Raw genomic sequence first — 26804 nt, 5'->3', positions numbered from 1 at the left:
ATGAGTAAAATAGTTATATAATGTGAGGAAGCGTCCCAAAGATGCTGACGTATAAACTACCCAGCACCGCGATGTGCGCGGGGTAGTAGGCGTAGAAGAACCATTTCATCGGCCGGCCGCGTTGGCCGTTGTAGCTTGACAGTAGCGGGATGGTGAGTGAGCAGCCGATGAGGGGATACAAAGCGAAGGGGAGTGCCGACCAGTCGCCGGTTGGCGCTCCCGCGGCAAGTTCCGCTAATTGTGGCATCCCCGTGGCGAAAATGGCGAGGCCAACGGGGGCGACGATAGCGGTGCGTTCGCCGCGCAAGTTCTTGAACAGGTAAATCATAATGATGCCGAGAAAGCCCCAGTCGCATGCCAGGCTGAGGACGGCTCCCGCCGCGAGTCCGGTCCAGAAGAGGGCGCGGTTGCGGGCATTGTCGTCAAGCCACAGCACGCCGAGCCCCATAAGCAGCGTAAACAGCACATTGAGGTTCGCCGCGAGGAACAACCCGTATGGAATTTGCGACACAAGGGCGAAGATGCCGAGTCGGCTGGCGTAACGCGCGATATTCGATGTGTGACGATACCCCTCCACTAGCAAAAACGCCATGATAGGGAAGGTGAGGCCCCCACCTGCGAACAGCACGCAGCGTGCCCAAAACGGCAGCGTGTCTCCGAAGATATAGGCCGCGTGGTTCATAGTCATGCCAAAAATGGCGGCTATCTTGAGGACAAATGAGGAAATACCGCGTTGCTGCGGGGTGACGTGAGCGGATGAAGTGTGGTGCTCTTCGCCTCCCATGGCATTTCCTCCTTGTGTGTATCGTTGTGGCTGTTGGAGTAGCTGGCCAGCACGACCGCCTTCCGACCGGAGACTGTCTACCAGCAAGGCATCGATTATACTGCATACATGAACCTCTCAAACATGCGCGCACGTCATCCCCTTGCTTATGTCCTCGTGACGAGCGTATTGGCTATCACGTGCTACAACGTGGTTCCCGGCGAAACGCTGATTGCTATGATCATACAAACCACTGCTGCAGCCACCTGCGTTGTTGCACTTGTGGCGCTAGGTGATCCTAAAATAATTATCTTTAGAATTAACAATTATCTGACCAACCAAAGCTCGCACAACCAAAAAGTAAGTAATGAAAAATTGAGCAATCAAAATCCGCGCAACGAAAAAACGAATATTGAAAATACAAGTGATAAAAAAACGAGCGATGAGAAATCGCGCAACGAAAAACCGAGCTACGGAAAAGATAATGGCGAGAGGGTTTGCCGCGGCCGCACTGGTGTGACGGTTATTTGGGTCATTCTTATTGCGAGCGGTTGTGGGATGGCAGCTCTTTTTACGGAAGCAGCCTATGAAGGGTGGGCGTTGACTTCGGCGAGTAATCTTTTGAATGCTGGTGCGGCTGCCGCATCTTCCCCATCCACTCCATCTGTCGCCTCTCTTTTTTCGAGCGTCTTTGCGAATGCGTGCTCGCATCTGGCATCGCTCGGCGGTTTCCTTTTGTTGTGTGTTGCCACGGGAATATTCGAAGAGGCTCTTTTCCGTGGAGTGATGTTCAAGGGGCTCGCGAGCGCATTGCGTCTAAATGGCACCAACCAATCTCTTCTTGGTGCCGCGCTAGCTTCGTCAGTGGTCTTCGGGGTGCTTCATATTTCTGGGGGCGCACCTTTTTCTGGAAGTGAACTGGTTTTGCCGCAATTATTCGCGAAAACTATTCAAGCAACGCTCTTCGGCCTCATCATGGCCGGATTGTTCGTACAATGGGGAAGCATCTGGTCCGTTGCCGCTCTGCATGCTGCATTCAATGCACTTTCCGAAGCGCCGCTCTTTCTGCTGACGGGACAAGTGCCTTTAACGTACGCAACCGGCGACCCCGTCGATCTCATCATCCTCGCAGCGAGTGCCGCCCTGCTCGCTCCCCTCGCCATCCATTCTGCAGCACGTCTTGCAGCCAGCGACCACACATCCCTTTCACGAATCTAGAATGTTTCATGTGAAACATCTTCGTACTGCGTCATGAAAAAATCGCGCATGGTTTCACTATTGCGGCAGAGCTTTTAGTGTAACTCCTGTTCAGCTTTACGTATGCACCACGTATGTACCAATGTTTCACGTGAAACACTTCTCCGTTTTACTTAGTTAAAAAATAATCGCCCGTTAAGTGGTGCTAAAAAATTCGCAGTCGCCGTTATTTTTAATCATTCCGCGCTCAAAAAGACGGACGGATTACATGTTTCACGTGAAACATTTTGAATGGGAGAACAAAAGCGTAAAAATGAGTGGGCGATAATAAGTTAGCGAAAAAATGAATGCGGGGATAGGGAAGCACCTTAGTGGGGGTTCCCGCGTGCTTTCTGTGTCGCCGTTGCGCAGCGGGTCATCCATAAGTGGGGGTCGTGGTACCATACTCCTTCGGCGAAATAATTGCGCGCTTGGCGCGCACGCGACACATGGGGAGTTATGAACCGGACGGAAGCACTGCGCATCTTAGGCCTCGACGACGACGCGTCGCCCGAGGACATCAAGGCTGCGTACAAGGAAACGGCGCAGATTCTGCACCCCGACCGATTCGCTTCGAACAAAAAACTCCAAGATCGCGCAACCGAGCAATTCAAAAACCTCCAGGAAGCCTACGAGTATCTGACGAAGGGTCGCGGCGCTCGCGCATCTGCGCGCAGCAGCTCATCAGGCAGTTCGTCTCGCGCGTACACGCCCGCCAACAACCTGGAAGCACGCCTCGCCGGCATTGCCGCTGCTCGCACGCAGCTGGTGAAACAGCGCGACGTCGCGTACGACGAGCGCCGCAACGGCCTCGCCATGGTGGGCCTCGGCGGCATCGTGGCCCTGTTCGCCGGACGCCGCCCGTTTGGCCTGCTTGGCATTGTGGCGGCCATCGCAAGCGCGGTTGCCGTGTGGGGCGTGGTGCAAACTATCTCCGCGCAGCGCACCATCGCCACGCTTGACGAACACCTCGCCGACCTCAAGGAAGAACAACGCCGCCTGACTGAGGAACTGGGCGACCTCGACCCCGATCTCGACCCCGACCTCGACTAAAGGAACCGCCGCGGCCCCGCCGCGCATCACCGATACAGAAAGAAGCAGTATGAAGCAAGAGAACCTCCGCAACATCGCCATCATCGCGCACGTCGATCACGGCAAAACCACCCTCGTGGATCGCCTGCTGTACACCAGCGGCGTCTTCCGCGAAAACCAGCAGGTGGACGAGCGCGTGCTGGACTCCAACGACCAGGAGCGCGAGCGCGGCATCACCATTCTGTCGAAGAACATTTCCGTCACTTACAACGGCGTGAAAATCAACGTCATCGACACGCCCGGCCACGCCGACTTCGGCGGCGAAGTGGAGCGCGTGCTCAACATGGCCGACGGCGCCCTGCTCATTGTCGACGCCTTCGAAGGCCCCATGCCCCAGACGCGCTTCGTGCTGAAGCACGCGCTGTCGCTCGGCCTGCGCATTGTCACCGTCATCAACAAAATCGACCGCCCGGGCGCGCGCCCCGAAGAAGTGGTGGACGAAGTGTTCGACCTGATGGTGGAACTGGAAGCCTCCGACGAGCAGCTCGACTTCCCCATCATCTATGCCAGCGCCGTGAACGGCTACGCGCGCTACGCCCCCGACGACGACAACATGAACATGCTGCCTTTGCTCGACACCATCATCAAGGAAATCCCCGCGCCCGACTGCGAGCCAAACGGCCCGGTGGCGCTGCAAATTTGCACGGTCGACCACTCCAGCTTCGTCGGTCGTATCGGTGTCGGCCGCCTGTTCTCCGGCACCATCCACAAAGGCGAGCAGGCGCTCGTCATCAAAAACGACAACACGCGCTACAACACCGTCATCAAAGAGGTGTTTACGTTCGAAGAGCTGGGGAAAAAGAAGCAGACGGAAGTTCACGCGGGCGACATTGTGGCCGTGGTGGGCGTGGACGACGCGGACATCGGCGACATGGTGACCAGCCGCGAGAACCCCGTGCGCCTCGACCCCATTGAGGTGGAAGAGCCCACGATGGCCGTTGTGTTTGAGGCCTCCACCAGCCCGCTTGTTGGTCGCGAGGGCGACATCGTGGGCGCGCGCCAGCTGAAAGAGCGCCTCATGCGCGAGGCGGAAAGCAACATTTCCATGCGCATCGAGGAACTGGAAGACAAAACCGGCGTGGAAGTGGCCGGCCGCGGCGTGCTGCACCTGTCCGTGCTGATGGAAACCATGCGCCGCGAAGGGTTCGAATTCCAGGTGGGTCGCCCGCGCGTACTTATTAAGAAGGACGAGCAGGGCCGCAAGCTAGAGCCCATCGAGGAAGCCACGGTTGACGTGCCGAGCGAATACGCCGGCAAGGCCATCGAGGTGTTCGGCAGCGCCGGCGGCGAGATGTCCGACATGTTCCAGCGCGGCGACCAGACGCACCTTGTGTTCAAAATTCCCACGCGCGGCACCATGGGTCTGCGCACGCGCCTGCTGAACGCCACGCGCGGCGAGGCCACTATGTTTCACCACTTCAGCGAGTACGGTCCGTTCCGCGGTGACTTCAACGGCCGCAAGAATGGCTCGATGATCAGCATGTCCACCGAGAAATCGGTCGCCTATGCGCTCGATACGCTGCAAGAGCGCGGCCGTTTGTTCGTGGGCCCGGGCGAGGACTGCTACGAGGGCATGATTGTGGGCGAAAGCGCCAAGGAAGGCGACATGGTGGTGAACATCGCCAAGTCGAAGCAGCTGGGCAACCAGCGCTCGTCGGGCGCTGACAAGGCTATTCAGCTCACGCCTCCGCAAACCTTCACGCTGGAAGAAGCGCTGGAATACATCGAAGACGACGAGCTGGTGGAAGTCACGCCGCAGAGTATTCGTTTGAGGAAGCGCATTTTGAGCTCCATCGAACGCAAAAAGGCCAACAAGAACTAATCGGGTTCCGCGGACCTACGGCCCGCGGAACCAGCCGACGCTGCGGCCGCCTGTGGTGCCTGATCTTCGCGCGATCCCGGGAACTCGCGTACCACAGTACGCTTCGTCCCCGCGATCCCACGAATCTTAGGTACCTCGGGGCTTCTCGCTGACTTACTACGCCAACGGGGGAGTCTTCACTATCCAACCTGTGAGTTACTAATTAGTCTTCTCGCGTCATTTCTCACCCACAATCTCACCCAATCAACCCCTTCGAACTCCCCTCGCTCCCGCCCCGCGCCCGCTTCTCCACACTATTTATCAACTCTCATCCCCGTGCGTTTTGAGTGCGAACGGGGGTTTTGCGGTTGTTCCGTCCGGGCTTCGTGAAGCGAAAGTGGGTATATTGTGCATCGCTCAGGGAGCAATTGCTGCGTGTGCGAAAATACAGCCCAGTAACTTACACCATGCAAGCCGTCTGGCGGCCTGCATGTTCGAGGGAAGGGTTCTATGAAGACTGCGAACATCGTGAAGGCCGTGTGCGTCGCCGGTTTGGCGGCCAGCTGTTTCTGGGGCCTGGCGGGCTGCACATCGGGTGACGGCTCCACTGGCGGTAACGGCAACAACAGCACCTCCGCGTCCACCGGTTTGGTGGCGGCCACCGTCAACGGCACGGAAATTTCCGAAGACAAGGTGACCGACACCATCGAGAACGCCCGCGCGCAGATGAGCCTGACGGACGAGGACTCCTGGGGCAAGTGGCTGGCGGAAAACGCCATGACCCCTCAGTCGGTGCGTGAGGAAATCATCAACGCGTTCATCGACGAGGAAATCATCAAGCAGACCTCGTCCGAGCGCAACGTCACCGTGGAAGACTCCGAGGTTGACACCGTGGTGAACAACACCAAGTCCCAGTACGATTCTGACGAAAAGTGGCTGTCCGCCTTGGAAAAGGCCGGCATGACCGAGGACGATTACCGCACGAAGGTGCGCGAAGACCTCCAGCGCAAGAAGTTCCAGGAGTCCTTCATTCCCACCGAGGATCCCACTCAGGAAGAAATGCTGGAGCAGGCGAAGATGTACGCCACCGCCTATGACGGTGCGAAGCGTTCCTCGCACATTCTGTTCGAAGAGGCCGACGAGGAAACCGCCAAAACGGTGCTTGAGCAGGTGCGCAGCGGTGAGTTGGACTTCGCTGAGGCCGCCAAGCAGTATTCCAAGGACACGGGTTCGGCCGAAAAGGGCGGCGACGTGGGTTGGGACAAGCTGTCCAGCTTCGTGACCGAGTACACCGACGCGCTGAACAACCTTGAGAAAGACCAGATCAGTGACTTGGTGAAGAGCCAGTACGGCTTCCACATTATCAAGTGCACCGACGTGTTCCAGGCGCCGAAGACCACGGGCGATGACGGTGCTGAGACGGTGGAGGTCACCAGTATCGACCAGCTGCCGGCTGAGTTCGTGGAAAAGGTGAAGGAAACGCTCAAGCAGAAGAAGCAGAGCGAGGACTACCAGAACTGGATGACCGAGCGCCGCGAGGGCGAGGGCGTGAAGATCAACGACATGCCCGAGGGCCTGCCCTACTACGTTGATATGGCGAGCTACCCGTCGGAGAGCGGCGATACCACCACCCCTGAGGCAAACGACACGGCGAACACCGGCGATACCGAGGGCGCAGCCGACAACGCTGATGCTACCGGTGAGGGCACGGGCGAAGGCGACGCCGCGGGTGCTGAGGGCACCGAGGGCGGCGAGAACCAGCCGGTGGAAAACGCTGGTCAGCCCGCTGAGGGTGGCTCCACCAACGCCCAGCAGCCTGCCGAGGCCGCATAAGGGATTCGCCGAGGCACCGGGAGTACCATCTATGACAGAAGACGCGCTTTGGCGCGCGACGAAAACAGCTGCGGATTGCCCGCAGCTGTTTTCTCATGACGCGCCTTTCTTGCAGTTGCGTAGCGCCGTGGTGCGTCGTGCTGGTCGCGCTATCCTCACGGTGGATGAGTTCGATCTGGCACATGGCGAACATCTGGCGCTCTTGGGCCCGAACGGCTCGGGCAAGTCCACGTTCGTGCGCCTGATCACGCGCGAGATACTGCCGCTGCATCGCGACGAGCCGCCGGTGCGTCTCAACGGGCGCGACCGCATCACGCTGACCGAGGTCAAAAAGGCGCTCGGCGTGGTGTCCGCCACCATGCAGGACCAGATCACCGTGCACCTGCCCGCCGTAGATGTGGCGGCCGGCGGCCTGTTCGCCATGCTGGGCTTGCCGCCGAAGCTTGACCCAGCCGAAGCCGACGCCGCCCGCGCTCGTGCGCTTGAAGTCATGACGCTGCTCGGCATTGAGGACGTGGCCGAACGCGATGTGATGACGCTGTCCACCGGCCAAGCGCGCCGCGTGCTCATCGCCCGCGCACTCGTGCATGACCCCGAAGCCCTCGTGTTCGACGAACCGTGCACGGGGCTTGATCCCGAGGGCATGTTCTACGTGCGTCGCAGTATGCGAACCCTTGCGCAAGCAGGCAAAACAGTGGTCCTGGTTACACATTACCCCGAGGATGTCATCCCCGAAATTCAGCGTCTTGTGCTGGTGAAAGATGGCGCTGTGTTCGCCGACGGTCCCAAGGAGCAACTGCTGACAAGCGCTACGATGAGCGCGCTTTTCGACGTACCTATGGAAATTAAGCGAACAGGCCCGTATTATGCGCTTGTGAGCGCCTACTAGCTGTTGTATACTACGTAGCTGCTGCACGCGCTTCGGCGCCTGCAAATCGAGCAAGCGGAGAGATGTCCGAGCTGGTCGAAGGAGCACGATTGGAAATCGTGTATGCGCCAAAAGCGTATCTGGGGTTCGAATCCCCATCTCTCCGCCAGAACTATCCCGCGCAAAGGCGCGAAACCATAGGGACGGCAACGCCCCACCTAGTGCCCCGGAGTACCCGCGGCGCGCACGCCTGAAAGGCCGCACAGGAAACCGAAGCGGCCGACCCCTGCGGAGGGGTGGCAGAGTGGTTGAATGCGGCGGTCTCGAAAACCGTTTTACCCGTAACCCGGGTAACGAGGGTTCGAATCCCTCCTCCTCCGCCAGTAACTTCCCAGCGCCCCCGAGGCGCTTTTGTTTTGCCTTCGGGCGGCTTTGTTCCCAAATTCAGTTGCTGCTTGAGCGCTTTATGAGCGCTTTCGACCTTTGTCGTTATCGACGCGGAATCGGTCGTGTAACTACGACGTGCCGAGTTGCCGCTGAGCGCTCGCGCTTTTGGTTTCGTTCCTACACTGAAACGACGTGCGCTGACCAGCGCAGGCAGGATGGACGGAAGGCGAGCGAATGCGTCAGCGATCGAAATCAAAAAAAGATGACACGCGAACAAAGCGCGCCTCTTCTCCTGTCGCACCCGACGTATCCAATGCATCCGCTGCTTCGTCTTCGGGGTCTTCCACCACGTCCGCTCCAACAGGGGGGCTTGCCCTGCTCATCCTCATGTTAGCGTGTTCGTTTATGGCGTCGTTCGGCCAGAGCATGGTGAACATTGCGCTGCCTGAGGTGGCCGATCGGTTTAGCGTCACGCTTTCCATGGCGAACTGGCTCATCGTTGGCTACACCGTGGTGGCCGCAACCTCCATCACGCTGGCGGCGTTTCTCCTGGGCCGCCTCGGGCTGCGGAGGCTGTTCTTCATTGCAGGCGGCGCGCTTGCCCTTGGCAGCGGACTCGCTATAGTTGCTCCCGATTTCCCCACGCTGCTGGGATGTCGTTTTCTACAGGCCGTGGGCACGGGGCTGTTCTATCCCACGGTCACCAGTGTTGTGACGGCCACGTCTCCGCCGCAGTTGCTTGGCGTGCGTCTGGCGCTGAACAGCGGTGTCATTGCGGTGGGGCTCGCGGTGAGCCCCGTGGTGTCGGGTCTTGTGCTCACCTATTTTGGGTGGAACGGCCTGTTCATTGTGCCGTTTGGGCTGGCAGTGATTTTGCTGGTGGTGGGCTTCTTCCTCGTTCGGGACTTAAGCGCGACAAATCGCGGCAAGCCTGATCTTCTCAGCGCGGTGATGAGCCTAGTGGGCCTCGGTGCGCTCGTGTACGGCCTGGGCGAAGTGGCGCGCGACCCCCTGCCGTCGTCAGCGGTGATAGTGGCCGGTCTTGTGGTGATTATTTTTTTCGTTCGCCGCCAGCTGAAGCTGAAAACGCCGCTGCTGAATGTGCGCCCGCTCGCGCATCCACGGTTTGCCGTGGGCATTGCGCTCGTCATGCTGGGGACGATGGCGTCGTTTTCGCTGAGCGTGCTGCTGCCACTGTATTACGAAGGTGCCGAGGGACGCACCGCGTTCTTCGCTGGTCTGCTGCTTTTGGGGCCCGTGTTGGTGGATGCAGTGCTCGCGTTTGCGGGTGGCAAACTGTACGACCGCCGCGGTCTCTGGCCGCTCGTACCAGTGGGTTTCGTTTTGACATTGCTCGGCCAGATAGGCGTGATTATTGCTGCTGGTGGGCGCGTCACCTGGGTAGTGGTTGCCGCTTCGGCCGTTGTGTATGCGGGCATCGGCTTTATCTCGTCCCCTTCAAAGACAGCCGCGCTCCAGCAACTGCCGCCCGATTTAGTGCCGCACGGAGCAGCCATCAACTCAACGTTCGTCCAAATAGCGAATGCCATCGGGTCAGCCCTGTTTGTAGGCGTGCTTTCGTCAGACGTGCTGCACGCCGCCGCAACCGGTCTTGCCAAGCCAGAAGCCTACGCCACCGGCTTCGCCCACACCTTACTACTAGCCGCTGTTCTCACCCTTGTCGGCCTCGCCCTCTCCACCGCCTACGCTCGCTCCCTCCGCAAACAACCCCACTCTGATAACCACCCCCACACCCAAAACCCCAAGCACTCAAAAAATTAATTCTTAAAAAGAAAGCCACCAAAAAATGAGTCCTCAAAAATTAAGCTATCAAACTTCGCCTTTACCCCCTATCCCCCTCACCCCATTATCCTCCTCCTTTTTCGATCATTCCTTTTTTCACAACCACTGTTTCACGTGAAACAGTAACCATCGAAAAACTTGCTGCACATGTTTCACGTGAAACAATAGAAACCAAAACACCGCCGTACCAAAAATTAGTTTCTGACATCACCAACAAACAGCGCTCGTGCGAACAAAAATGTTTCACGTGAAACACTGCCGCATTGAAAAGTTGTTTCTTGTACTAGTTTCTCGCATTTCTTGCGAAATGATGCCTCGACTGCGCGCAAAGTTGTTTCACGTGAAACAACAAGCAAACGAAAAATTCGTTTCGAGTGTTTCACGTGAAACAATGGGCGCAACAAGCATTCGCTTTTTGCGGATGTGTACGAATAAATGTAGGTGGTTCTTTGATGTTTCACGTGAAACATTCACTCAAATTTTGAGTTTACTCACACGAAACACGTGGTGAAGCAGGTGTTCGTCAGAATGTTTCACGTGAAACAGCGCGCGCCTCTTGGTGGGCGTCGGCGGGTGAATTTTGAAGATACGCCGAATAAGGACACGCCGAAGGGGCTGGCCAGCGCCGGAAGGCCTACACTGGTCGGCAATGAAAGAATAAGCGTCGGGCGGTTATCGCAGGTGCGGTGGCTGATCCGGTGAAGGTGCTACTGAAAGGACAAGGCTATGGCCGATCGCGTGGTGGAAAGCTCGGAGGTTGAGGTTCCCGAGATCCCTGAAATTTTGGAGAAAGTGCTGCTCTTCTCGCTTGAGGAAGCGAAGGAGAAGATGCTGCAAGGTGCCGAAGTGGTGCCGTTTACGGCGCTGGTGGTGAAGGAGAACCTCTTTATTGAGAACCACCCAGGCGATTCCGCTGAAGAATGCTTCAACTTCGCGCGTCACACCGTGGCGAATGCTCGCGGTGCCGAGGCGTATTCGCTGTGCTACGACGGCTACATCGAGGTGGACGACGAAGCGAAGGACGCCCTCATTGCCGAGGGTGGCATTCCCGGCGAAGACGACGGCGTGGCTGTGGGCTACCTGTACACGGTTGACGACGAGGGCAATTACACGTTTGAAGAAGAGGCCGCCTACATTGGTGCCTCCCCCAACTTCATGGAAGACCTCAAAGAAGCCGCCCAGTACGACGAGGACGAAATCGACGACAAGTATCTCGACGATGAGGACGACGAAGAAGAGGCTGGCGAAGAGTAATCTTCCACACCGTTCTTCCTATTCCACATCTTCGCGAAGTATTTTTTTTCAAGAAAGTTTCGAACGCCCTTTTCTACTAATTAAAAAACACTTCAATAATTAGTAGACAGAATCACAATCAATTAAGCCTCCGCCCGCACAAGGACGGAGGCTTTTTGTATCAGAGAGAGTTCTTACCTTCTTACCTTCTTACTTACATTCGCTTTAATTCCGCGCGCACCATTTTTTCGATCGCGTAAAAACAAACACTCGTTATTTCGTTATCGAAAAAATGAGTGGTCGTTGGGTTTGCGCTTGATTTGCGTTGGGTTTTTGTTGGGGATTGGGCGTGTGGAGGACGGTTCGGGCGATGGAAAAGAGTCAGATCGGGGCGGCTCGTGGACGGTTCATTTACGGTCGAATGGTAAGGTTGCGTGGCTATACTGCGGGCAAGGGAAGTTCAGCGGACGTGAAGGGCGCATGGACAAACCGGAGGATGACGCAGGTCACGCACCTGACCACACAACGTCGCCCGCAAGAAAACGCTCGGACACGCCGCCGGCACGCAAAAGATGGTGAAACCATGTGCGCAGCGGTGAGAAACAAGTTTTCCTTGTGGGTGATGGGGGCCTTTGCTAGAATAGGCAAGCTAATCCTGCTCCGGGTTCACTGCCTTCACCAGCCCCGGAGCCGCTAAGACCAAAGGAGGTGAGCTGATGAAGGCTTATGAATTGCTGTTTTTTGTCGCTCCGTCTATCGACGAAGAATCCCGAGCCGCCGTTATGAAGCGTATCGAGACCACGATCGCCGAGGGCGAGGGCACGGTCGACAACGTCGACAACTGGGGTAAGCGCAAACTCGCATACGAGATCAATGGTCTGACCGACGGTGACTACACTCTCATCGATTTCCATGCCGATCCTACCAACGTTGCTGAACTCGATCGCGTTCTCCGCATCAATGACGCTGTTGTGCGTCACATGATTGTCAAGCGCACGGATCGCGATTAAAGCACGTGAAGGCGCCACTTTCGGCGCCCGGCATGAGAAGAGGTAGAAGACATGAGCATTAACCGAGTTATCATCAGCGGAAACCTGACGCGCGACCCCGAGCTGCGCTCGACGGCCAGCGGCCTGCCGGTCCTCGGATTCGGCGTGGCTGTGAACGATCGTCGTAAGAACCAGCAGACGGGCGAGTGGGAAGACTATCCCAACTTCATCGATTGCACGATGTTTGGCGCGCGCGCTGAAAGCCTTTCCCGTTTCCTCACCAAGGGCACCAAGGTGTCCATTGAGGGCAAGCTCCGCTGGAGCCAGTGGGAACGCGAAGGTCAGAAGCGCAGCAAGATTGAGGTAATCGTCGACGAGCTTGAGTTCATGTCAAGTCGCAACAGCGATTCGTCGTACGGCGGCGGCAACGCATCCTACGGCGGAAACGCGGGCGGCTACGCCCCGGCCGCGGCCCCTGTGGTCGCCGCACCGGTGGTTGATGCCTCTTCTTCGGTTTATGACGAAGACATCCCGTTCTAAGCGAAAGAGGTTTGTGAAATGTCCGATTACGCGAAGCAGCCGCGTCGCAAGTACTGCCAGTTCTGCAAGGACGATGCGCAGTACATCGACTACAAAGACACGCAAATGCTGCGCAAATACGTTACCGATCGCGGAAAGATCAAGCCGCGCCGCGTGACGGGTGCCTGCACCCAGCACCAGCGCGACGTCGCGAACGCCGTGAAGCGTGCGCGCGAGATGGCTTTGATGCCCTACGCGGTCCCCGCCATCAGCGGCCGCGGCGATCGTCGCAGCCGTTAGGCGAAGGAGGTTCCATGAAAGTCATCCTGCTCCAAGAATTGAAGGGCAAGGGCGGTGAAGGCGACGTTGTAGACGTTGCCCCCGGCTTCGCCAATAACTATCTGTACCCCGAGAAAATTGCCCTTCCGGCTACGAAGGGCAACCTCAAGCAGCTTGAGCAGCGCAAGCATAACATTGCGAAGCGCGAGGAGAATCGTATCTCCGATGCTGAGAAGCTGAAGGCCGCCCTTGAGGGCACCGTGGTGAAGGTGGACGCGAAGGTGGGCGAAGAGGGCCAGCTGTTCGGCTCCGTGACCGCCGTCATGATTGCCGACGCCATCAAGGCCTCCACCGAGGTTGAGGTTGACAAGCGCCGCATCGAACTGGGCCATGCCATCAAGACGGCTGGCGAGCACGAGGTGGCCATCTCCATCTACCGCGACATCAAGACCACCGTGAAGCTGCTGGTTGGCGACATCAATGCGCCTGCCGAGGCTGAGGCCGAGGTCGTCGAGGTTGAGGAAACCGTCGAAGTTGTGGAGGAAGTTGAGGCTCCCGCCGAGGCTGAGTCCGCCGAGTAAAAAAGTTTTCTCCACACTTACGCGGTGTGGAAAACCGTGGAAAACCCCCTTCGCCCACTTGGCGACGAAGGGGGTTTCCTGTTGTGTGGTGGAAAGCGTCCGCCAGCCTCATATGGCGAGAAAAATAACATGTGACCTGCAACAACGTATGCGCTACTATAAGCGGTGAAAAGCCAAGAGACTCTGCGCGCGAAGGAACGAAATGCCACCTGCGACCCAAGCCCCCACTAAAGCAACTGACTTCAACGAAGGAACCGCGGCCCGCAATAAACCCATGCCGCAAAACATCGAGGCCGAAAAGTCGGTCTTGGCGGCATGCATGCTGAACGCCGAAGCGGTGGAAGAACTCATCCTGAAGCTGAAGCCGGAGGCGTTCTACCGTCCGGCCCACCGCATCATCTTCGAAGCGGTGTGCGAACTGAACAACCGCCGCATTCCCATCGACCAGATATCGCTCGCGGACAACTTGAACGCGACAGGACAGCTGGAGGCCGTGGGTGGTAAGCCCTATCTCATTGAGTTGGCGGACAACACGTTCGCGCTCACGAACTGGCAAAACCACGCCGACATTGTGAAACGTACCGCCATTCTGCGCGAACTTATTTACGCCTCGGCCTCAATCAACGCGCTGGCCTACGACGCGCCCGACAACCTGGACGAGGTGGTGGAAGAGGCCGAAAAAACGCTCTTCAACGTCACCGAAAAGCGCGTGTCGTCCACCTTTGCAAAGATGGACACGCTGCTGATTGACGCCTTCGAAGAGCTGTCGCGCCTGGCCGAGCAGAAGGATCACATGGCCGGCGTGCCCACCGGCTTCAAGGATGCCGACGACTTGTTCCACGGCTTTCGCGGCGGTGACCTGGTTATTCTGGCGGCGCGCCCCGGTGTTGGTAAGACGTCGTTTGCGCTGAACCTGGCCGTGAACGCGGCGAAGTCGGGCGCGGCCGTGGCGTTCTTCTCCCTGGAAATGAGCGCGGGCCAGCTGGTGCAGCGTATCTTGTGCGCCGAGGCCCGCGTCAGCTTGTCGAAGATTCGCGGCGGTTTCATCTCCGAAGGCGACTGGGGCGCCATCGCCGATGCCACCAACACGCTTTCGAACCTGGAGCTGTACATCGACGACTCGCCGGGTTTGTCCATCCTGGAAGCGCGCGCCAAGGCGCGCCGCGAACTGCGCCGCGCGGAGGGCAAAGGCCTCATCATCGTGGACTACCTGCAGCTCATGCAGCCGCCGCAAACGCGCCGCGACGGCAACCGAGCCGTTGAGGTGGGCGAAATCTCGCGAGGCCTGAAGGTGCTCGCGAAGGAAATGGACATGCCGGTTATCGCGCTCTCGCAGCTGTCGCGTGCCGTGGAAATGCGCGGCAAGAAGCGCCCGATGCTCTCTGACCTGCGCGAATCGGGTTCTATCGAACAGGACGCCGACATCGTTATGTTCATCGACCGCAGTATGGACGAGGTGGAAGCCGAAAGCGAAGACCGCCCAGACCTGGGCACCGCCGAACTTATTGTGGCGAAGCACCGTAACGGTCCCACGCGCGACATTCCGCTCGCCTTCAACCCCGAGTACACGCGCTTCATGGATTTCATCGACGATTCGCGCGCAGGCGGGTACTAGCCGGCCCGCGCGGGGCGCGGTCGCGTTACACTTACCGCCATGGCGAAAAAACTCACATTCATCCACGCAGCCGACCTCCATCTGGGGGCGCCGTTCCGCGGCGTGCGTGCGCTGTCTGACGCCTGGGCGAATAGGCTGCTTGACGCCATCCCCGAGGCGTATGATCGCGTGATTGACGCGGCGGTGTCGCGCGCGGTAGATTTCGTGGTCATCGCGGGCGACATCTTCGACACGGCGCGCGCCTCTTACGGCGACTACCTGCACTTTTTCAAAGGACTGCACCGCTTGGACGAAGCGGGCATCCCCGTGTATTTGTGCACGGGTAACCACGACCCCTTCACCTCGTGGCAGCGCGACTTCTTTGCGTTCCCGCCGAATACCGTTATGCTGCCGGCCGACAAGCCCGGCTTCGCCGCCTTCCGCAAGGACGGCGAAACGCTGGCACTTATCTGCGGGCGCGGCTATTACAACCAAACATGGCCCGCTGACGAGGACATTTCCTCGGGCCTGACGCGCGCGGCTGCCATTGAGGCGCTCGCGGGCGAAGCGCCCGACGCGGCCAGCGCACCCTTCGTCGTGGGTGTGCTGCACACCGGCCTCGATCTCGACCCGGTGAAAGCTCCTACCAACACGGCCGCGCTGCTGCGTGCGGGCGTGGACTACTGGGCGCTCGGCCACATCCACCAGAAGTTCGCGCGCCCCTCGTTCGACGACCCGCGTATCGTATTTTCGGGCTGCATCCAGGGCCGCGATATCAAAGAAACAGGCGAGCGCGGCTGCTTTGTGGTGACGCTGGAGGAAGGGCGGCGCAACAGCGTGGAATTCGTGCCTACGGCCAGTGTGGTGTGGCAGCGCCTGGACGTGGACGTGACCGATTGCGCGAATGTGGGCGATGTCACCGACAAAATTATGCGCGAACTGTTCCGCGCGAACGGCAAGGCGCACTGCGAAGAAATGTGCGCGCGCATAACGCTGACGGGCGCCACGCCGCTGCATGCGGTGCTCGCGCGCCCCGGCGTGGTGGAAGATCTGCGCAAACACATCAACGATGGCTACCCCTCCTTCTTCTGCGATGCGCTGATTGACGCCACCACCAGGCCCTGCGACAAGGAGGCACTGCGCCGCGAAGGCTTGTTCCCCGCCGTGTTCTTGCAGGTGGCGGACGCGCTGCGCGCGGACAGCGACGAAGAAATGGCGTATCTTCAGGAGGAATTCCTGAAGAAGAATGTGCAGCTGCCCAGCGCCTTTGCGCGCCGCATCGACGATTTGGCGGCGGACGCCGAGAACCTGGTGCTTGACTTGCTGAATAGGGGGGACGAATGATGCCTGATCAAGGCCATGCTCCCTACCTTGAGCGCGTGAAAATGGAAAGCTTCGGCGCGTTCACCGACAAGGTGGTTGGGCCGTTCGCGCCGGGATTGAACGTAGTGTTCGGCCACAACGAGGCGGGCAAGTCTACGCTGGCGTCGTTTGTGGGCGGCGTGCTGTTTGGCTGGGAAGAGGCCCGCGGCACGCGCAATACGTACCGCCCCAGCAACGCCGAGCGCGCGGGTTCGCTGTTTTTCGCGCCGCGCCCCGGCGACGCGGATAATGGCGAGGAAGAACCGCCTGAGGGGTGGGTGCTCTCTCGCGCGCGAAACGCCGACGGCCTACAGGGTGCAACCGAGCTGGTGGACGACATCGACAAGGAAACGTTCCAAACGATGTTCTCCCTGACCAGCGACGAGTTGCGTAGCCTGCGCAACACCACCGACATCACGGCAAAGCTGCTGACGGTAGGGTCGGGCACGGGCGCGAGCCCCGCCCACGCCCTCGCCGAGGTGCAGGCGCGCCTCGCGGAATACACGTCGAAAGCGGCGGGCATCGAACATTCGCTTGCGAATCTGGCCGCTGAGCAGGACGACCTGCGTGCTCAGATGGCGGCCGCGGCCGACGAGGCCGAACGCTACAAGGCGCGCGACAAGGAATTCCACGAGCTGGCACCTGAGCGTGCGCAGATGCTCGCGCGCATTGACGCGCTGAACACCGCCATCGAAACGCTGACAGCGCAGCGCGCCAGCCTAGAAAAACTCGACACGCAGCGCGCCGAATACAAGCGCCAGCGCGACGCCCTGCGCGAAGACGAAGCAGCGCTGCACGCTGAGCAGCGCCTCCATGGTCGCACCAAAGATCCGGCCCTTGTCAACCTGGGCACCGCAGACGAACGCCACCTGCGTGACCGCATCGATGCCCTGGCCGATGAACAGGCGAAATGCGCCCACAGCGTTGATCTCGCGAAGGACAACTACGCCGCCTCCACGGCCGCCTACGAGGCGCTGCTGGAAACGGAAGGCGCCAGCGAGGCGCGCGAGAAACGCCGCAGCCAGCGCCGCGTGCAGGTGGGGCTTTCCATCGTGTTGCCGCTGGTGTTTGTGGCGGCGGGTCTGCCGCTGTTCATGCACGGGCGCGACATCAACAGCCTGTCGTTTACGGCGCTCGGCATTGGTCTGGTGGTATTTGCCCTGATGCTGGCCGCAGCAGCGCTCGTTATGTTGTTCCGTCCCGACAAAGCCGCCGAGGCGCAAGAGGCCCGCAAGCAGGACGCGAAGTGGGTCATGCTGCAAGACAAAAAGAAGCTGGAAGCGTGTCTGGCCGCGCAAGAACAGCTGGCCGGTCGTGTGCACGCGCAGCTGGACGAGGCGGGCCTCGCCGCCGCGCAGGGTTCGTTGCGTAGCGCACGCACGTTGCTTGATGAGGCGCGCGAAGCCCGCGCCGCCGAAGGCCTCTTCTTCCAGCGCCAACAGGCCCTTGTTGCGCGCCTCTCGTCGGTGGAAGAAAGCCTGGTTGAGGTAGAGCGCGAACGCATACGCATTCTGCGCCGTGCTGCGCTACCCGACGACGCGTCAATCGCGTCGCTGGACGCTGCCATCGACCAAAAAACCCGCCAGCGCGCGGGTCTGCTAGAGGCCAGCGAGAACCTCAACCGTCGCTACGGCGAACTCAAGCAGGAGCTGTCGCAGGCCGAACGCGCCCGCAGCTTCGACGAAATAAAGCTGCGCTACCAGCAGGTGCGCACCCGCCAAAACGAAAGCGCGCAGGACTACGCGCGCCTGCTTCTGGCCAAACGCATGCTGGAAGCAGCCATTGGCGCGTGGGAATCGAAGAGCCAGCCCGAGGTATATCGCCAGGCCAGCCGCCTGCTTTCTCTCATGACCGATGGTCGCTGGACGAAGGTGGCCATGACACCTGGGGGCAAACTTACGGTGACCGACGCCGTAAAAACTACGCGCGAACCCGTGCACCTGTCGCTCGGCACGTGCCAGCAGCTCTACCTGGCGCTGCGTATTGCGCTGTTGCTTACGGCCGACAACGTGGGTCGCTCGGTGCCCATCCTGGCCGACGACATCCTCGTAAACTTCGATACCCGCCGCCGCGAAGGCGCCGCTCGCGCGCTAGCTGAACTGGCAACCGTGCGCCAGGTGGTGCTCTTCACCTGCCATGAAGAAATAGTAGAGTCCATGCGCTCCGCCGATCCAGCACTGAACGTGGTGAATCTGTAGACCAGCAGCCAGCAGCACGCTCAAACAACCCCCCTGTAACCACCTTCCACACCTCAACACTTATTTCAAAAATGTAATATCTATTACAGCCGATTCAATTGAGTGGCATCTTTCCGTTTGCAATACTCAGCCTGCAACCTTGTTCACCGAAGAGTCACTGAAAGCGTGCAAGGAAGGGCGAGTATCAACGAGAGGGGGATTGCACATGAGCAATCAAACACGGGGAAAAGGCAGCATTACCAGGCGCTCGTTTGTTGGAGCAAGCGCCGCTGCCATGGCAACGTTGGCCTTGACGGGTTGCCAGCCCGAGACCAGGCTGAAAAAGACCGAAGAGGAACCCAAAGGCGCGGCCAGAGACAAAGAGCTCGATCCGAACGTTGAAGGCAAGTGGGTCACCGCCTGCTGCAACAACAACTGCGGCGGCATGTGTTTGAACAAAGTGTACGTTGTCGATGGCGTGGTTGTGCGCCAGAAGACTGACGACACAACGGAAGACAGCATGGCTGCTCCGCAGCTGCGCGCCTGCCCGCGCGGCCGCTCGAAGAAGCAGCACACATTCGGTGTCGATCGCCTGAAGTACCCTATGAAGCGCAAAAATTGGGAACCGCACACCGGCGGTAAGAAGGAACTGCGCGGCGTGGACGAATGGGTGCGCATCAGCTGGGATGAAGCGCTTGACATTGTGGCTGACGAATTGAAGAACACTATCGACACGCATGGCAATCGCGCCATCCTGTATCCGGGCCAGGTCAAAGGCAACATCACAGGCGTTATTAACGCGTTGGGTGGCGCGGTGGGTTCCATCACTTCTGGTTCAATGGGTACTGCCGTATACCACTCCACGGTAATGGGACAGCCGCTCATGGGTATTGGCGAGCAGAACGACCGCACCGACTGGGTGAACGCCGACTACCTTGTGCTGTACGGCTGCAACCAGGCATGGGCGTCTCCCGGTACGTATATGTACTACTTTAACGAAGCAAAGAAGGCGGGCGTCCAGTTTGTATTCGTCGGCCCCGAGTATAACGTGACAGCGGCTCACTTCAACGCAAAGTGGATACAGGTGCGTCCTGGTACTGACACGGCATTTTTGCTGGCAGTAGCCTATCAAATGTTCAAGAGCGATGAAGCCCAGAAGGGTTCAGTTATCGATTGGGACTTTCTCGCCAAGTATACGGTGGGTATTGACGGTAATAGCATGCCCGCCGATGCCAAGGTGAACGAAAATTTCCACGATTACGTGATGGGCACTTACGACGGACAACCGAAGACGCCAGAATGGGCATCGGCTATCAGTGGCACGCCGCCCGAGGACATTGTGTTTTATGCCGATATGCTCAAAAGGGATAACGCAGTTACCACGCTCCGCAGCTACGCGGCGTTCCGTACCAATGACTCAGACGATGCGAACTACCTGTACATGGCAGTTGGCCTGATGGGCGGCCACTTGGGCAAGCCTGGTCATGCGATTGGTGAGGCCTACCACAACTGTGCGGGCAGCTGCATGGACACCATTTTCAATCTGGGCGCATCGGGTGCTCCTGCCGCGCCGAAAAACCCCATCACCGACATTGTCAACGACCCCGAGCAGTGGAGCGCCATCCTGACCGGTACGTTCAACAGCCGAGGCCCGTGGCCTACGTGCCCGCCCGAGAACCGCAAAGACATCGATACGCGTCTCATCGTGTTCACCGAGGCCAGCCCCATGAATACGCTGCTTGATACCGGTTCTGCCATCGAAGCGGTGCGCAAGGTTGATTTCGTGTTCTCCACGGCGCGCTCCTACACCACTCAGGCGCAGTACTCGGACGTGGTTTTGCCTGTCATCACCGAATGGGAAAAGGTGGGTGACTTGCGTGGCGGTTCGGTTATGACGCTGAAAAACCGCGAGGCACTCATTGCTGCGACCCAAGTGTGCGAACCGCTCTTCGAAGCGAAATCAGACAAGCAGATTGCCAAAGAACTTGCCGCGAAAGTGGGGCTCAACGCCGATGAGCTGTTCCCCTTGAGCGATGAGCAGGAGTTCTTCAACATGCTGGCGGGCACCACCATGAAGTCTCCCGACACCGGCGAGTTTGTTCCGTTCCTCACCATCACCGATGATGACATTTCTTCTTGGGGTGTCGAAGGCAAGCCGCAAGAGGGCGTAATCTCCCTGAGCGAATTTTTGGACAAGGGTATCTACAAGGTTGAGCGCAAGCCGGGTGACGTGTATACCTATTATGGCTACCAGGACTTTATCAAGGATCCCACGGCCAACCCGCGCGAAACGCCCAGTGGCAAGTTCGAAATCTACAGCCAGACGAAGGCAGATTCCTTGAATGCCGCCGGTTATACCAAAGACGGCTTCGTGTGGAAGCCCTATCCCACGTACAAGGTCCCCGTCAATGGATACGAGGCGTCATTCGCCGACTTCGCGAACGGCGTGAAGGGCGACTATCCCTACCAGGTATTCAATCCGCACTATCTGCGCCGATCACACACGCAGTTCGACAACCTGCCCTATCTGCGTCAGGCGTTTGCAAATCCGGTGTTCATTTCGTCAGTTGATGCTGCCGAGAAGGGAATCGTCGATGGTGACACGGTGCGCATCTGGAATGGGAAGGCCCAGTCGCTGCGTCCCGCCAGCGTGACCGAGCGCCTTATGCCTGGTGTTATTGCGCTACCGCATGGTCCCTGGGTGGATGTGGATAAGGACGGCGTGGACCGCGCTGGTGCCGAGAATCTGTTCACCTCGCCCGCTACCTCGGGATTTGGCGTTGCCGGGTACAACACCAACCTGGTGAACTTCGAAAAATACCAAGGGGACGCGCTCGAAGAGGACTACTTGGTTCCGCAGCGTATCCCTTCGATTCAGGAATAAAGGGGTGGACGAGCTATGACCCAGTTCGGTTTTTATTTTAACCAAGAAGACTGCATCGGTTGTCGAGTGTGCCAGGTGGCGTGCTGTGATCGTAACGACCTGGCTCCAGGCGTGACGTTCCGCCGAGTTGAGTCGTTCGAAACGGGTGCCTACCCAACGGCGACGGTGTATCACTATGCGCTCACGTGCAACCACTGCGCGAAGCCGGCATGTGTGGCCAACTGCCCGTCGGGAGCTATGCAGAAAGATCCTGATGACGGCACGGTATTCATTGATTATAAGGAGTGCATTGGCTGCGGCACCTGCGTGAAGTCCTGCCCCTATGGCGTGCCGGTATTGCAGGAGGACAAGGGAACTTCGGGCAAGTGTGACGGTTGTAAGGCGTTTCGTGATGCCGGGCAGAATCCGGTGTGCGTGGATGCGTGCGTGATGCGCGCCCTCGAATACGGCGACATAGAAGAGCTGCGAGCTCAGCATGGTACTGCCGTAAGCGCATTACCTATCCTGCCCGATCCGGCAGCAACCGACCCTTCACTGGCTGTAGATCCAAAGGAAGCCGCGTTGAGCGAGCAGTACAAGCCCTTCATTATCTAGCGCACGATGAAAACAAGGGGATAGCATGTGATGCCTTGCCGGGAGTCAGTTCCCGGCAAGGCACTGAGGTATAAGGGGAATAACATGATGAAGGAAGAAACGCTTGAGTGGCTGGCGGCGCGGTCGTATACCTATTTACTCTTTCAGCGCTTGCTGGGCACAGAGCCAAGTGCTGAACTGTTTGAAGCGATTGAGGTTACTGTCGCGCAAGAAGCCTTTGCACTGGTATTCGGCGAAGGAAGTGCCGCGCTTCAACAGTCGGAAACTATGATCCACCACATTCAAACGGCGCGTGACAGCGTTGCCTCATGGCGCAGCGAATATAGGCGTCTGTTCGAAGGGCCAGCCGAATTGCCCGCCCCTCCTTGGGAATCGGTTTATACGTCGAACAAACGGCTGCTCATGCAACCGACAACGCTTGACGTTCGTAACGCTTATCGTGCACACGGATTTATTCCTGAATGCTATCCCCGTGTTCCCGACGATCATATTGCGCTTGAGCTTGACTTCCTTGCGACGCTCGCCGCCCGGGCTCAAGAGGCGTATGACCAGGGTGACAAGGAGTACTGCCAAAAACTTCTCGAATCGAGCCACACGTTTATTGCTGATCATGTGGGCATCTGGGTGAATGATTTTGCTCAGGACGTGGCTACAAAGGGCCATTCTGATTATTATGAAGGGGTAACGCACACACTCGCTGCTTTCATTGCGGCTGATGCCAAGGCTTTGGAAAGGGCGAGGTCGTTGGCGTAAGGGGGTAATCCGGAACGGGCCTGCGAGAATTCCTCAGGGCCCGTTCGGTAAAGGGGTAAAGGCATGGCGAAACGCAAAGTGGGTTTGAAAGCCAAATTTGCAGTGCTGTTCATTGTGACGGCAGCGTTTCTGCTTGCCATTAACGCGGTATGGCGCGATTCCGTTCAGCATGACCAGGTTGAACGCGAGATGCTTGAGTCGGCACATATGCTCGCTACCGAGATGGACGCAGTCTGGGATTTTATGGAGGTCAACCAAAGCCAATTTATCCGAAATGAAGACGGCACCTATAACGTGTACTGCGTGGTGGCGGCCAAGGTGGTAGCGCAGAAGTTCACCAACAACAGCGGCGGCATCATCATTCACTACACCAACCTCGAAACGCGCAAGCCTACGGATGCTCCCGATGCGTACGAACTTGAGGCGCTGCAAGCCCTTCGCGATAACCCCGATCTTGAGGCGTACTATGGGCTGGTTGATTACGAAGGTGACAAGGCGTTTCGCTACATTGAGCCGCTGTGGATGTCGGAATCATGTCTTGAGTGCCACGGTATGCCCGAAGGCGAACTTGATGTCATGGGTTACCCCAAAGAGGGTCGATCTGTTGGGGATCTTGCGGGTGCGGCAAGCATTATTATCCCTGCTGACACGTATCTGGTTGGCGCTCAAGAAAGTATCGCGCGGGAAACGCTGGTTTTCTTTCTTTTTTTGGCCTGTTGTTTGCTTATTGCATTTTACGGCGTGTCGCGGCTGGTGACGCGTCCCTTAAGAAAGTTGGGCGAGGCCTCGGGCAAGCTTGAGAAGCATGATTTTGACGTTGATCTTCAAGGTATTGGACAACGGGATGAAATGGAAGATTTGGCGCTCCGCTTCGACTCTATGGCCAGGGAGTTGAAGACGCTCTATGAGCATTTGGAGTCAGAAGTGGATGTGCGTACGGCGCAACTGATTGAATCGAATAAAGCGCTGGAACGACAGCGGATCGAACTTGAGCATATGAACAGCATCCTTCAAAAGGATAATGAACTGAAAGAGGACTTCCTCGCCACCGTGAGCCACGAATTGCGCACGCCGCTTACCTCTATCTTGGCATTTGTCGATCTTTGGGAGCAAACGAATACGCCGCGCGACAGCAATGAAAAGAAAATCATGAACGAAATGAAATTCAGCAGCCGCATTTTACTATCAATGGTGAACAACATGCTGGATTTAACGCGTATTGAAGCGGGGCGTACTGACGTGTCAAAGGGTCCTGTTGACGTGGCTGACTTACTGGGCATTGTGCGTGACGATGCAACGTTTTTGGCTGAGAAGAAAGCCGCAAAGCTTTCTCTTGCAGTTGATGAAAATGTTCCGGTGGTTTTGACCGATGGTGACAAGCTCAGGCGCATTTTAGAGAATCTCGTGTCGAATGCCATCAAGTTTATCGATGCCGGCGGACATGTGGACTTACGTGCCAGCTTTGACGAAACATCCGCGCTGCTTACGCTCAAGGTGTGTGATGATGGATGCGGTATCGATCCGAATGAAGTCCCAGGCCTTTTCGAGCGATTCGCAAAAGGTTCTCACCCTTCCGCCTCCTTCGATCGCTCTTACGGAAGCAGCGGCTTGGGTCTGGCACTGGTCAAAGATTTGGTTGAGGTGCTAGAAGGCACCATTGAGGTGGACTCCTGCGTGGGACGCGGAAGTAGTTTCACAATAACCATTCCGGTGGAGCCGATTGACTGGTTGGACGAAGAAGAATAAGACGCGCGAAGCGAAAGTGCAAGAAACCAGTAATCGAACTTGGAGGAGATGTACGAAGGGGAAGCAATGAAAGCTCTTTTTGCTGATGACGATGAAGGCATGCGCACGTTAGTGGAGCATATTTTAACTGGTAATGGTTACGAATACGTTTGCGCCAAAGACGGCGAAGAGGCGCTTGCCCTTTTGGAGAAGGAACATCCGGACATCATTTTACTTGACGTCATGATGCCAAAGGTTGATGGCCACGAGGTATGTGGTCGGGTGCGGAGCAAAGGGTTTACCACTCCTATTATTATGCTTACGGCAAAGGGTGATATTCTGGATAAGAGCGTGGGTTTCAAAATGGGGGCAGATGATTACCTGGTAAAACCCTTTGTTGCGCAAGAACTCCTGCTGCGTATGGAAGCGCTTTTGCGCCGCTCGCAAATGAGTGTTGGGAAGGGTATGGGCAGCGAAGTACTGAAGGTTGACGGACTTGAGATAGATACCGTGAACCGCCGTGTAACGGTACGCGGCGAATCGGTGGTGCTTTCCCCGAAGGAATATCAGTTGTTGGTTATTATGGCGAGCAGTCCGGGACAGGTGTTTTCGCATAAAGAACTAACCGAAGAAATGTGGGGTCCCAAGTACGCAGGCGAAATTACCAGTATTACCGTTCTCGTTCATCGCTTGCGCAGCAAGATTGAAGAAGATCCGTCGAACCCACATTTCATTCAAACCGTCTGGCATGCCGGCTACCGTTTTGGGCCGGAATAAGCAGGAGAAGACTTTCCCCTGTATCGCTCTCATGTGGAAGCCTCAAAAAGAATTGCGCCAAAAGAAAAACTGCCTCCTAGATTGATATAATCATGAACTTGCGGATAGGTTGAGGTGGCGTTCGCGGCGTGGGGGTTCTGACGTCGCGCGGCGCGCAAGCGGGAGGCTTCCGAAGGAGGCTCCGCGCGAGGCCCGGCGCCTAAAGCGGCGGGCGTGAAAGGATGCGAACCATATGCCCAGCACGGTACTTGTCGGCGCCCAGTGGGGGGACGAAGGCAAAGGGAAAATCACCGACCTCATTGCGAGCGACTATGATTATGTCGTGCGCTATCAAGGCGGCAACAACGCCGGTCACACGGTTATTCACGGCGACAAAAAGCTGGCGCTCCATCTCATGCCCTCCGGCGTCATGTACGAAAACGCCGTGCCCGTCATCGGCAACGGCGTGGTCATTGACCCGGGCGTGCTCATCAAAGAGATGGTCATGCTTGAGGCCGAAGGCATCTCGTGCAAGAACCTGAAAATCTCGTGCGACGCGCATATCATCATGCCGTACCACAAGGACTTCGACGGCGCGGACGAAAAGCGCCTCGGCGAAAACAAAATTGGCACCACGAAGCGCGGCATTGGCCCGTGCTACCAGGACAAAGTGGCTCGCAAGGGCATTCGCGTGCAGGACTTGCTCGACGAAAAAATCTTCCGTCTGAAGCTGGACGCGGTGCTCGCGCAGAAAAACCCCATCCTGGAAAAGATTTACGGCCTGCACACCTACACGGTGGAAGAAATCTGCGAGGAATATCTGCCCTACGCGCGCATCCTGAAGCCCTACATGGCCGAAACGGCGCAGCTGCTGAACGAGGCCGTGCGCGAAGGCAAGTCAATCCTGTTCGAGGGCGCGCAAGGCACGCTGCTCGACATCGACCACGGCACGTACCCCTACGTCACGTCGTCGTCGTGCTGCGCGGGCGGCGCGGCCACGGGCACGGGCGTGGGCCCGAAGGCCATCGATCGCGTGCTGGGCATCCAGAAAGCTTACATCACGCGCGTCGGCGGCGGCCCCTTCCCCACGGAGCAGCGCTTTGCGGAGGACGGTGGCGTTGGTGAAGAAGCCGAAACCGGCGAGCTGTTGTGCAAGGTGGGCCACGAGTTCGGCGTGACCACCGGACGCAAGCGCCGTTGCGGCTGGTTCGACGCGGTCATCGCGCGCTACGCCGCCGAGGTGAACGGCCTCACCGATGTGGCGCTGACCAAGCTGGACGTGCTCTCCGCCTTCGACACTATTAAAGTGTGCACGGCGTATGAGTGCGAAGGTAAGGTGTACGATTACTTCCCCATGCAGCAAAGCGTGCTGTTCCACGCGAAGCCCGTGTACGAGGAATTGCCGGGGTGGAAGGACGTGGACATCACGGGGTGCCGCTCGTTCGAGGAACTGCCGGAGAACGCGCAGCGCTACGTGGAGTATTTGGAGAAGATCACCGGCGTGCGCATCAGCATTATCGCCGTAGGCCCCGACCGCGACCAAACAATTCTTCGCGGCTGGTAGGATGGGTTTGA

At 58.0% G+C, this 26804-nt stretch carries 21 protein-coding genes and 2 tRNA genes; 22 read left to right on the top strand and 1 reads right to left on the bottom strand.

The genetic code is table 11. The features are described from left to right. Positions 1-13: 13 nt before the first annotated feature. Positions 14-784: a TraX family protein gene (locus tag QNJ86_RS04000; protein WP_283831300.1), complete on the bottom strand. Its 771-nt coding sequence runs from the start codon at positions 782-784 to the stop codon at positions 14-16. Positions 785-907: 123 nt separating this feature from the next. On the opposite strand from QNJ86_RS04000, the gene QNJ86_RS03995 reads away from it, so the two are divergent. The 22 genes from QNJ86_RS03995 (at position 908) to QNJ86_RS03890 (ending at position 26793) form a co-directional block, all read left to right on the top strand. After that, on the top strand, positions 908-1981 hold the full coding sequence (locus QNJ86_RS03995; protein WP_283831299.1) for a CPBP family intramembrane glutamic endopeptidase: 1074 nt from the start codon (positions 908-910) through the stop codon (positions 1979-1981). A gap of 477 nt (positions 1982-2458) precedes the next feature. Beyond that, positions 2459-3052: a J domain-containing protein gene (locus tag QNJ86_RS03990; RefSeq protein ID WP_283831298.1), complete on the top strand. Its 594-nt coding sequence runs from the start codon at positions 2459-2461 to the stop codon at positions 3050-3052. A gap of 49 nt (positions 3053-3101) precedes the next feature. Continuing rightward, positions 3102-4913 carry a translational GTPase TypA gene (gene typA / locus QNJ86_RS03985; protein WP_283831297.1) on the top strand — a complete coding sequence of 604 codons (1812 nt, stop codon included), beginning with the start codon at positions 3102-3104 and terminating at the stop codon, positions 4911-4913. Between the two features lie 489 nt (positions 4914-5402). Then, positions 5403-6725 carry a peptidylprolyl isomerase gene (locus QNJ86_RS03980; protein ID WP_283831296.1) on the top strand — a complete coding sequence of 441 codons (1323 nt, stop codon included), beginning with the start codon at positions 5403-5405 and terminating at the stop codon, positions 6723-6725. Between the two features lie 31 nt (positions 6726-6756). After that, positions 6757-7614, top strand: a complete 858-nt coding sequence (locus QNJ86_RS03975) for an ABC transporter ATP-binding protein (protein ID WP_283831295.1) — start codon at positions 6757-6759, stop codon at positions 7612-7614. Between the two features lie 56 nt (positions 7615-7670). Then, positions 7671-7762: transfer RNA gene (locus tag QNJ86_RS03970), tRNA-Ser, on the top strand. A gap of 121 nt (positions 7763-7883) precedes the next feature. Beyond that, positions 7884-7976, top strand: a tRNA-Ser gene (locus tag QNJ86_RS03965). Between the two features lie 238 nt (positions 7977-8214). Further along, complete coding sequence (locus tag QNJ86_RS03960; RefSeq protein WP_283831294.1) at positions 8215-9762, top strand: MFS transporter; 1548 nt, start codon at positions 8215-8217, stop codon at positions 9760-9762. 747 nt (positions 9763-10509) lie between these two features. After that, positions 10510-11037 (top strand): hypothetical protein, encoded by a 528-nt coding sequence (locus QNJ86_RS03955; RefSeq protein ID WP_283831293.1) that lies wholly within the window; start codon positions 10510-10512, stop codon positions 11035-11037. A gap of 695 nt (positions 11038-11732) precedes the next feature. Next, entirely contained in the window at positions 11733-12026 is a 294-nt protein-coding gene (gene rpsF, locus QNJ86_RS03950; protein WP_283831292.1) for a 30S ribosomal protein S6, read from the top strand. 51 nt (positions 12027-12077) lie between these two features. After that, positions 12078-12545: a single-stranded DNA-binding protein gene (locus QNJ86_RS03945; protein WP_283831291.1), complete on the top strand. Its 468-nt coding sequence runs from the start codon at positions 12078-12080 to the stop codon at positions 12543-12545. Positions 12546-12563: 18 nt separating this feature from the next. Then, positions 12564-12824 (top strand): 30S ribosomal protein S18, encoded by a 261-nt coding sequence (rpsR, locus tag QNJ86_RS03940; protein WP_283831290.1) that lies wholly within the window; start codon positions 12564-12566, stop codon positions 12822-12824. Positions 12825-12838: 14 nt separating this feature from the next. Continuing rightward, the gene (gene rplI / locus QNJ86_RS03935) at positions 12839-13384 is read left to right on the top strand and encodes a 50S ribosomal protein L9 (RefSeq protein ID WP_283831289.1); all 546 of its coding nucleotides are present in this window, start codon (positions 12839-12841) and stop codon (positions 13382-13384) included. A gap of 202 nt (positions 13385-13586) precedes the next feature. Next, on the top strand, positions 13587-14999 hold the full coding sequence (gene dnaB, locus QNJ86_RS03930) for a replicative DNA helicase (RefSeq protein ID WP_420052755.1): 1413 nt from the start codon (positions 13587-13589) through the stop codon (positions 14997-14999). A 39-nt stretch (positions 15000-15038) separates the two neighbouring features. Further along, entirely contained in the window at positions 15039-16322 is a 1284-nt protein-coding gene (locus QNJ86_RS03925) for a metallophosphoesterase family protein (RefSeq protein WP_283831288.1), read from the top strand. Continuing rightward, entirely contained in the window at positions 16319-18538 is a 2220-nt protein-coding gene (locus QNJ86_RS03920) for an ATP-binding protein (RefSeq protein ID WP_283831287.1), read from the top strand. The genes QNJ86_RS03925 and QNJ86_RS03920 overlap by 4 nt, the downstream gene beginning before the upstream one ends. Before the next feature lie 205 nt (positions 18539-18743). Further along, entirely contained in the window at positions 18744-21401 is a 2658-nt protein-coding gene (locus QNJ86_RS03915) for a molybdopterin-dependent oxidoreductase (protein WP_283831286.1), read from the top strand. A gap of 15 nt (positions 21402-21416) precedes the next feature. After that, positions 21417-21995, top strand: coding sequence for a 4Fe-4S dicluster domain-containing protein (locus tag QNJ86_RS03910; RefSeq protein ID WP_283831285.1), 579 nt, complete (start codon positions 21417-21419; stop codon positions 21993-21995). Between the two features lie 84 nt (positions 21996-22079). Then, the gene (locus QNJ86_RS03905; protein WP_283831284.1) at positions 22080-22748 is read left to right on the top strand and encodes a TorD/DmsD family molecular chaperone; all 669 of its coding nucleotides are present in this window, start codon (positions 22080-22082) and stop codon (positions 22746-22748) included. A gap of 63 nt (positions 22749-22811) precedes the next feature. Next, complete coding sequence (locus tag QNJ86_RS03900; RefSeq protein ID WP_283831283.1) at positions 22812-24494, top strand: ATP-binding protein; 1683 nt, start codon at positions 22812-22814, stop codon at positions 24492-24494. A 66-nt stretch (positions 24495-24560) separates the two neighbouring features. Further along, positions 24561-25250: a response regulator transcription factor gene (locus QNJ86_RS03895; RefSeq protein ID WP_283831282.1), complete on the top strand. Its 690-nt coding sequence runs from the start codon at positions 24561-24563 to the stop codon at positions 25248-25250. A 232-nt stretch (positions 25251-25482) separates the two neighbouring features. Then, positions 25483-26793: an adenylosuccinate synthase gene (locus tag QNJ86_RS03890; protein WP_283831281.1), complete on the top strand. Its 1311-nt coding sequence runs from the start codon at positions 25483-25485 to the stop codon at positions 26791-26793. The last annotated feature ends 11 nt before the right edge of the window (positions 26794-26804 follow it).

Origin of the sequence: Gordonibacter faecis (assembly GCF_030077735.1) — a bacterium.
GTDB classification, from domain to species: domain Bacteria; phylum Actinomycetota; class Coriobacteriia; order Coriobacteriales; family Eggerthellaceae; genus Gordonibacter; species Gordonibacter faecis.
This window is presented reverse-complemented; position numbering and strand designations above follow the sequence as displayed.

Bases quoted from the DNA above. Each gene is read 5' to 3' on its own strand.
- QNJ86_RS04000 (WP_283831300.1), bottom strand. From the start codon at position 784: ATGGGAGGCGAAGAGCACCACACTTCATCCGCTCACGTCACCCCGCAG.
- QNJ86_RS03995 (WP_283831299.1), top strand. From the start codon at position 908: ATGCGCGCACGTCATCCCCTTGCTTATGTCCTCGTGACGAGCGTATTG.
- QNJ86_RS03990 (WP_283831298.1), top strand. From the start codon at position 2,459: ATGAACCGGACGGAAGCACTGCGCATCTTAGGCCTCGACGACGACGCG.
- typA (WP_283831297.1), top strand. From the start codon at position 3,102: ATGAAGCAAGAGAACCTCCGCAACATCGCCATCATCGCGCACGTCGAT.
- QNJ86_RS03980 (WP_283831296.1), top strand. From the start codon at position 5,403: ATGAAGACTGCGAACATCGTGAAGGCCGTGTGCGTCGCCGGTTTGGCG.
- QNJ86_RS03975 (WP_283831295.1), top strand. From the start codon at position 6,757: ATGACAGAAGACGCGCTTTGGCGCGCGACGAAAACAGCTGCGGATTGC.
- QNJ86_RS03960 (WP_283831294.1), top strand. From the start codon at position 8,215: ATGCGTCAGCGATCGAAATCAAAAAAAGATGACACGCGAACAAAGCGC.
- QNJ86_RS03955 (WP_283831293.1), top strand. From the start codon at position 10,510: ATGGCCGATCGCGTGGTGGAAAGCTCGGAGGTTGAGGTTCCCGAGATC.
- rpsF (WP_283831292.1), top strand. From the start codon at position 11,733: ATGAAGGCTTATGAATTGCTGTTTTTTGTCGCTCCGTCTATCGACGAA.
- QNJ86_RS03945 (WP_283831291.1), top strand. From the start codon at position 12,078: ATGAGCATTAACCGAGTTATCATCAGCGGAAACCTGACGCGCGACCCC.
- rpsR (WP_283831290.1), top strand. From the start codon at position 12,564: ATGTCCGATTACGCGAAGCAGCCGCGTCGCAAGTACTGCCAGTTCTGC.
- rplI (WP_283831289.1), top strand. From the start codon at position 12,839: ATGAAAGTCATCCTGCTCCAAGAATTGAAGGGCAAGGGCGGTGAAGGC.
- dnaB (WP_420052755.1), top strand. From the start codon at position 13,587: ATGCCACCTGCGACCCAAGCCCCCACTAAAGCAACTGACTTCAACGAA.
- QNJ86_RS03925 (WP_283831288.1), top strand. From the start codon at position 15,039: ATGGCGAAAAAACTCACATTCATCCACGCAGCCGACCTCCATCTGGGG.
- QNJ86_RS03920 (WP_283831287.1), top strand. From the start codon at position 16,319: ATGATGCCTGATCAAGGCCATGCTCCCTACCTTGAGCGCGTGAAAATG.
- QNJ86_RS03915 (WP_283831286.1), top strand. From the start codon at position 18,744: ATGAGCAATCAAACACGGGGAAAAGGCAGCATTACCAGGCGCTCGTTT.
- QNJ86_RS03910 (WP_283831285.1), top strand. From the start codon at position 21,417: ATGACCCAGTTCGGTTTTTATTTTAACCAAGAAGACTGCATCGGTTGT.
- QNJ86_RS03905 (WP_283831284.1), top strand. From the start codon at position 22,080: ATGATGAAGGAAGAAACGCTTGAGTGGCTGGCGGCGCGGTCGTATACC.
- QNJ86_RS03900 (WP_283831283.1), top strand. From the start codon at position 22,812: ATGGCGAAACGCAAAGTGGGTTTGAAAGCCAAATTTGCAGTGCTGTTC.
- QNJ86_RS03895 (WP_283831282.1), top strand. From the start codon at position 24,561: ATGAAAGCTCTTTTTGCTGATGACGATGAAGGCATGCGCACGTTAGTG.
- QNJ86_RS03890 (WP_283831281.1), top strand. From the start codon at position 25,483: ATGCCCAGCACGGTACTTGTCGGCGCCCAGTGGGGGGACGAAGGCAAA.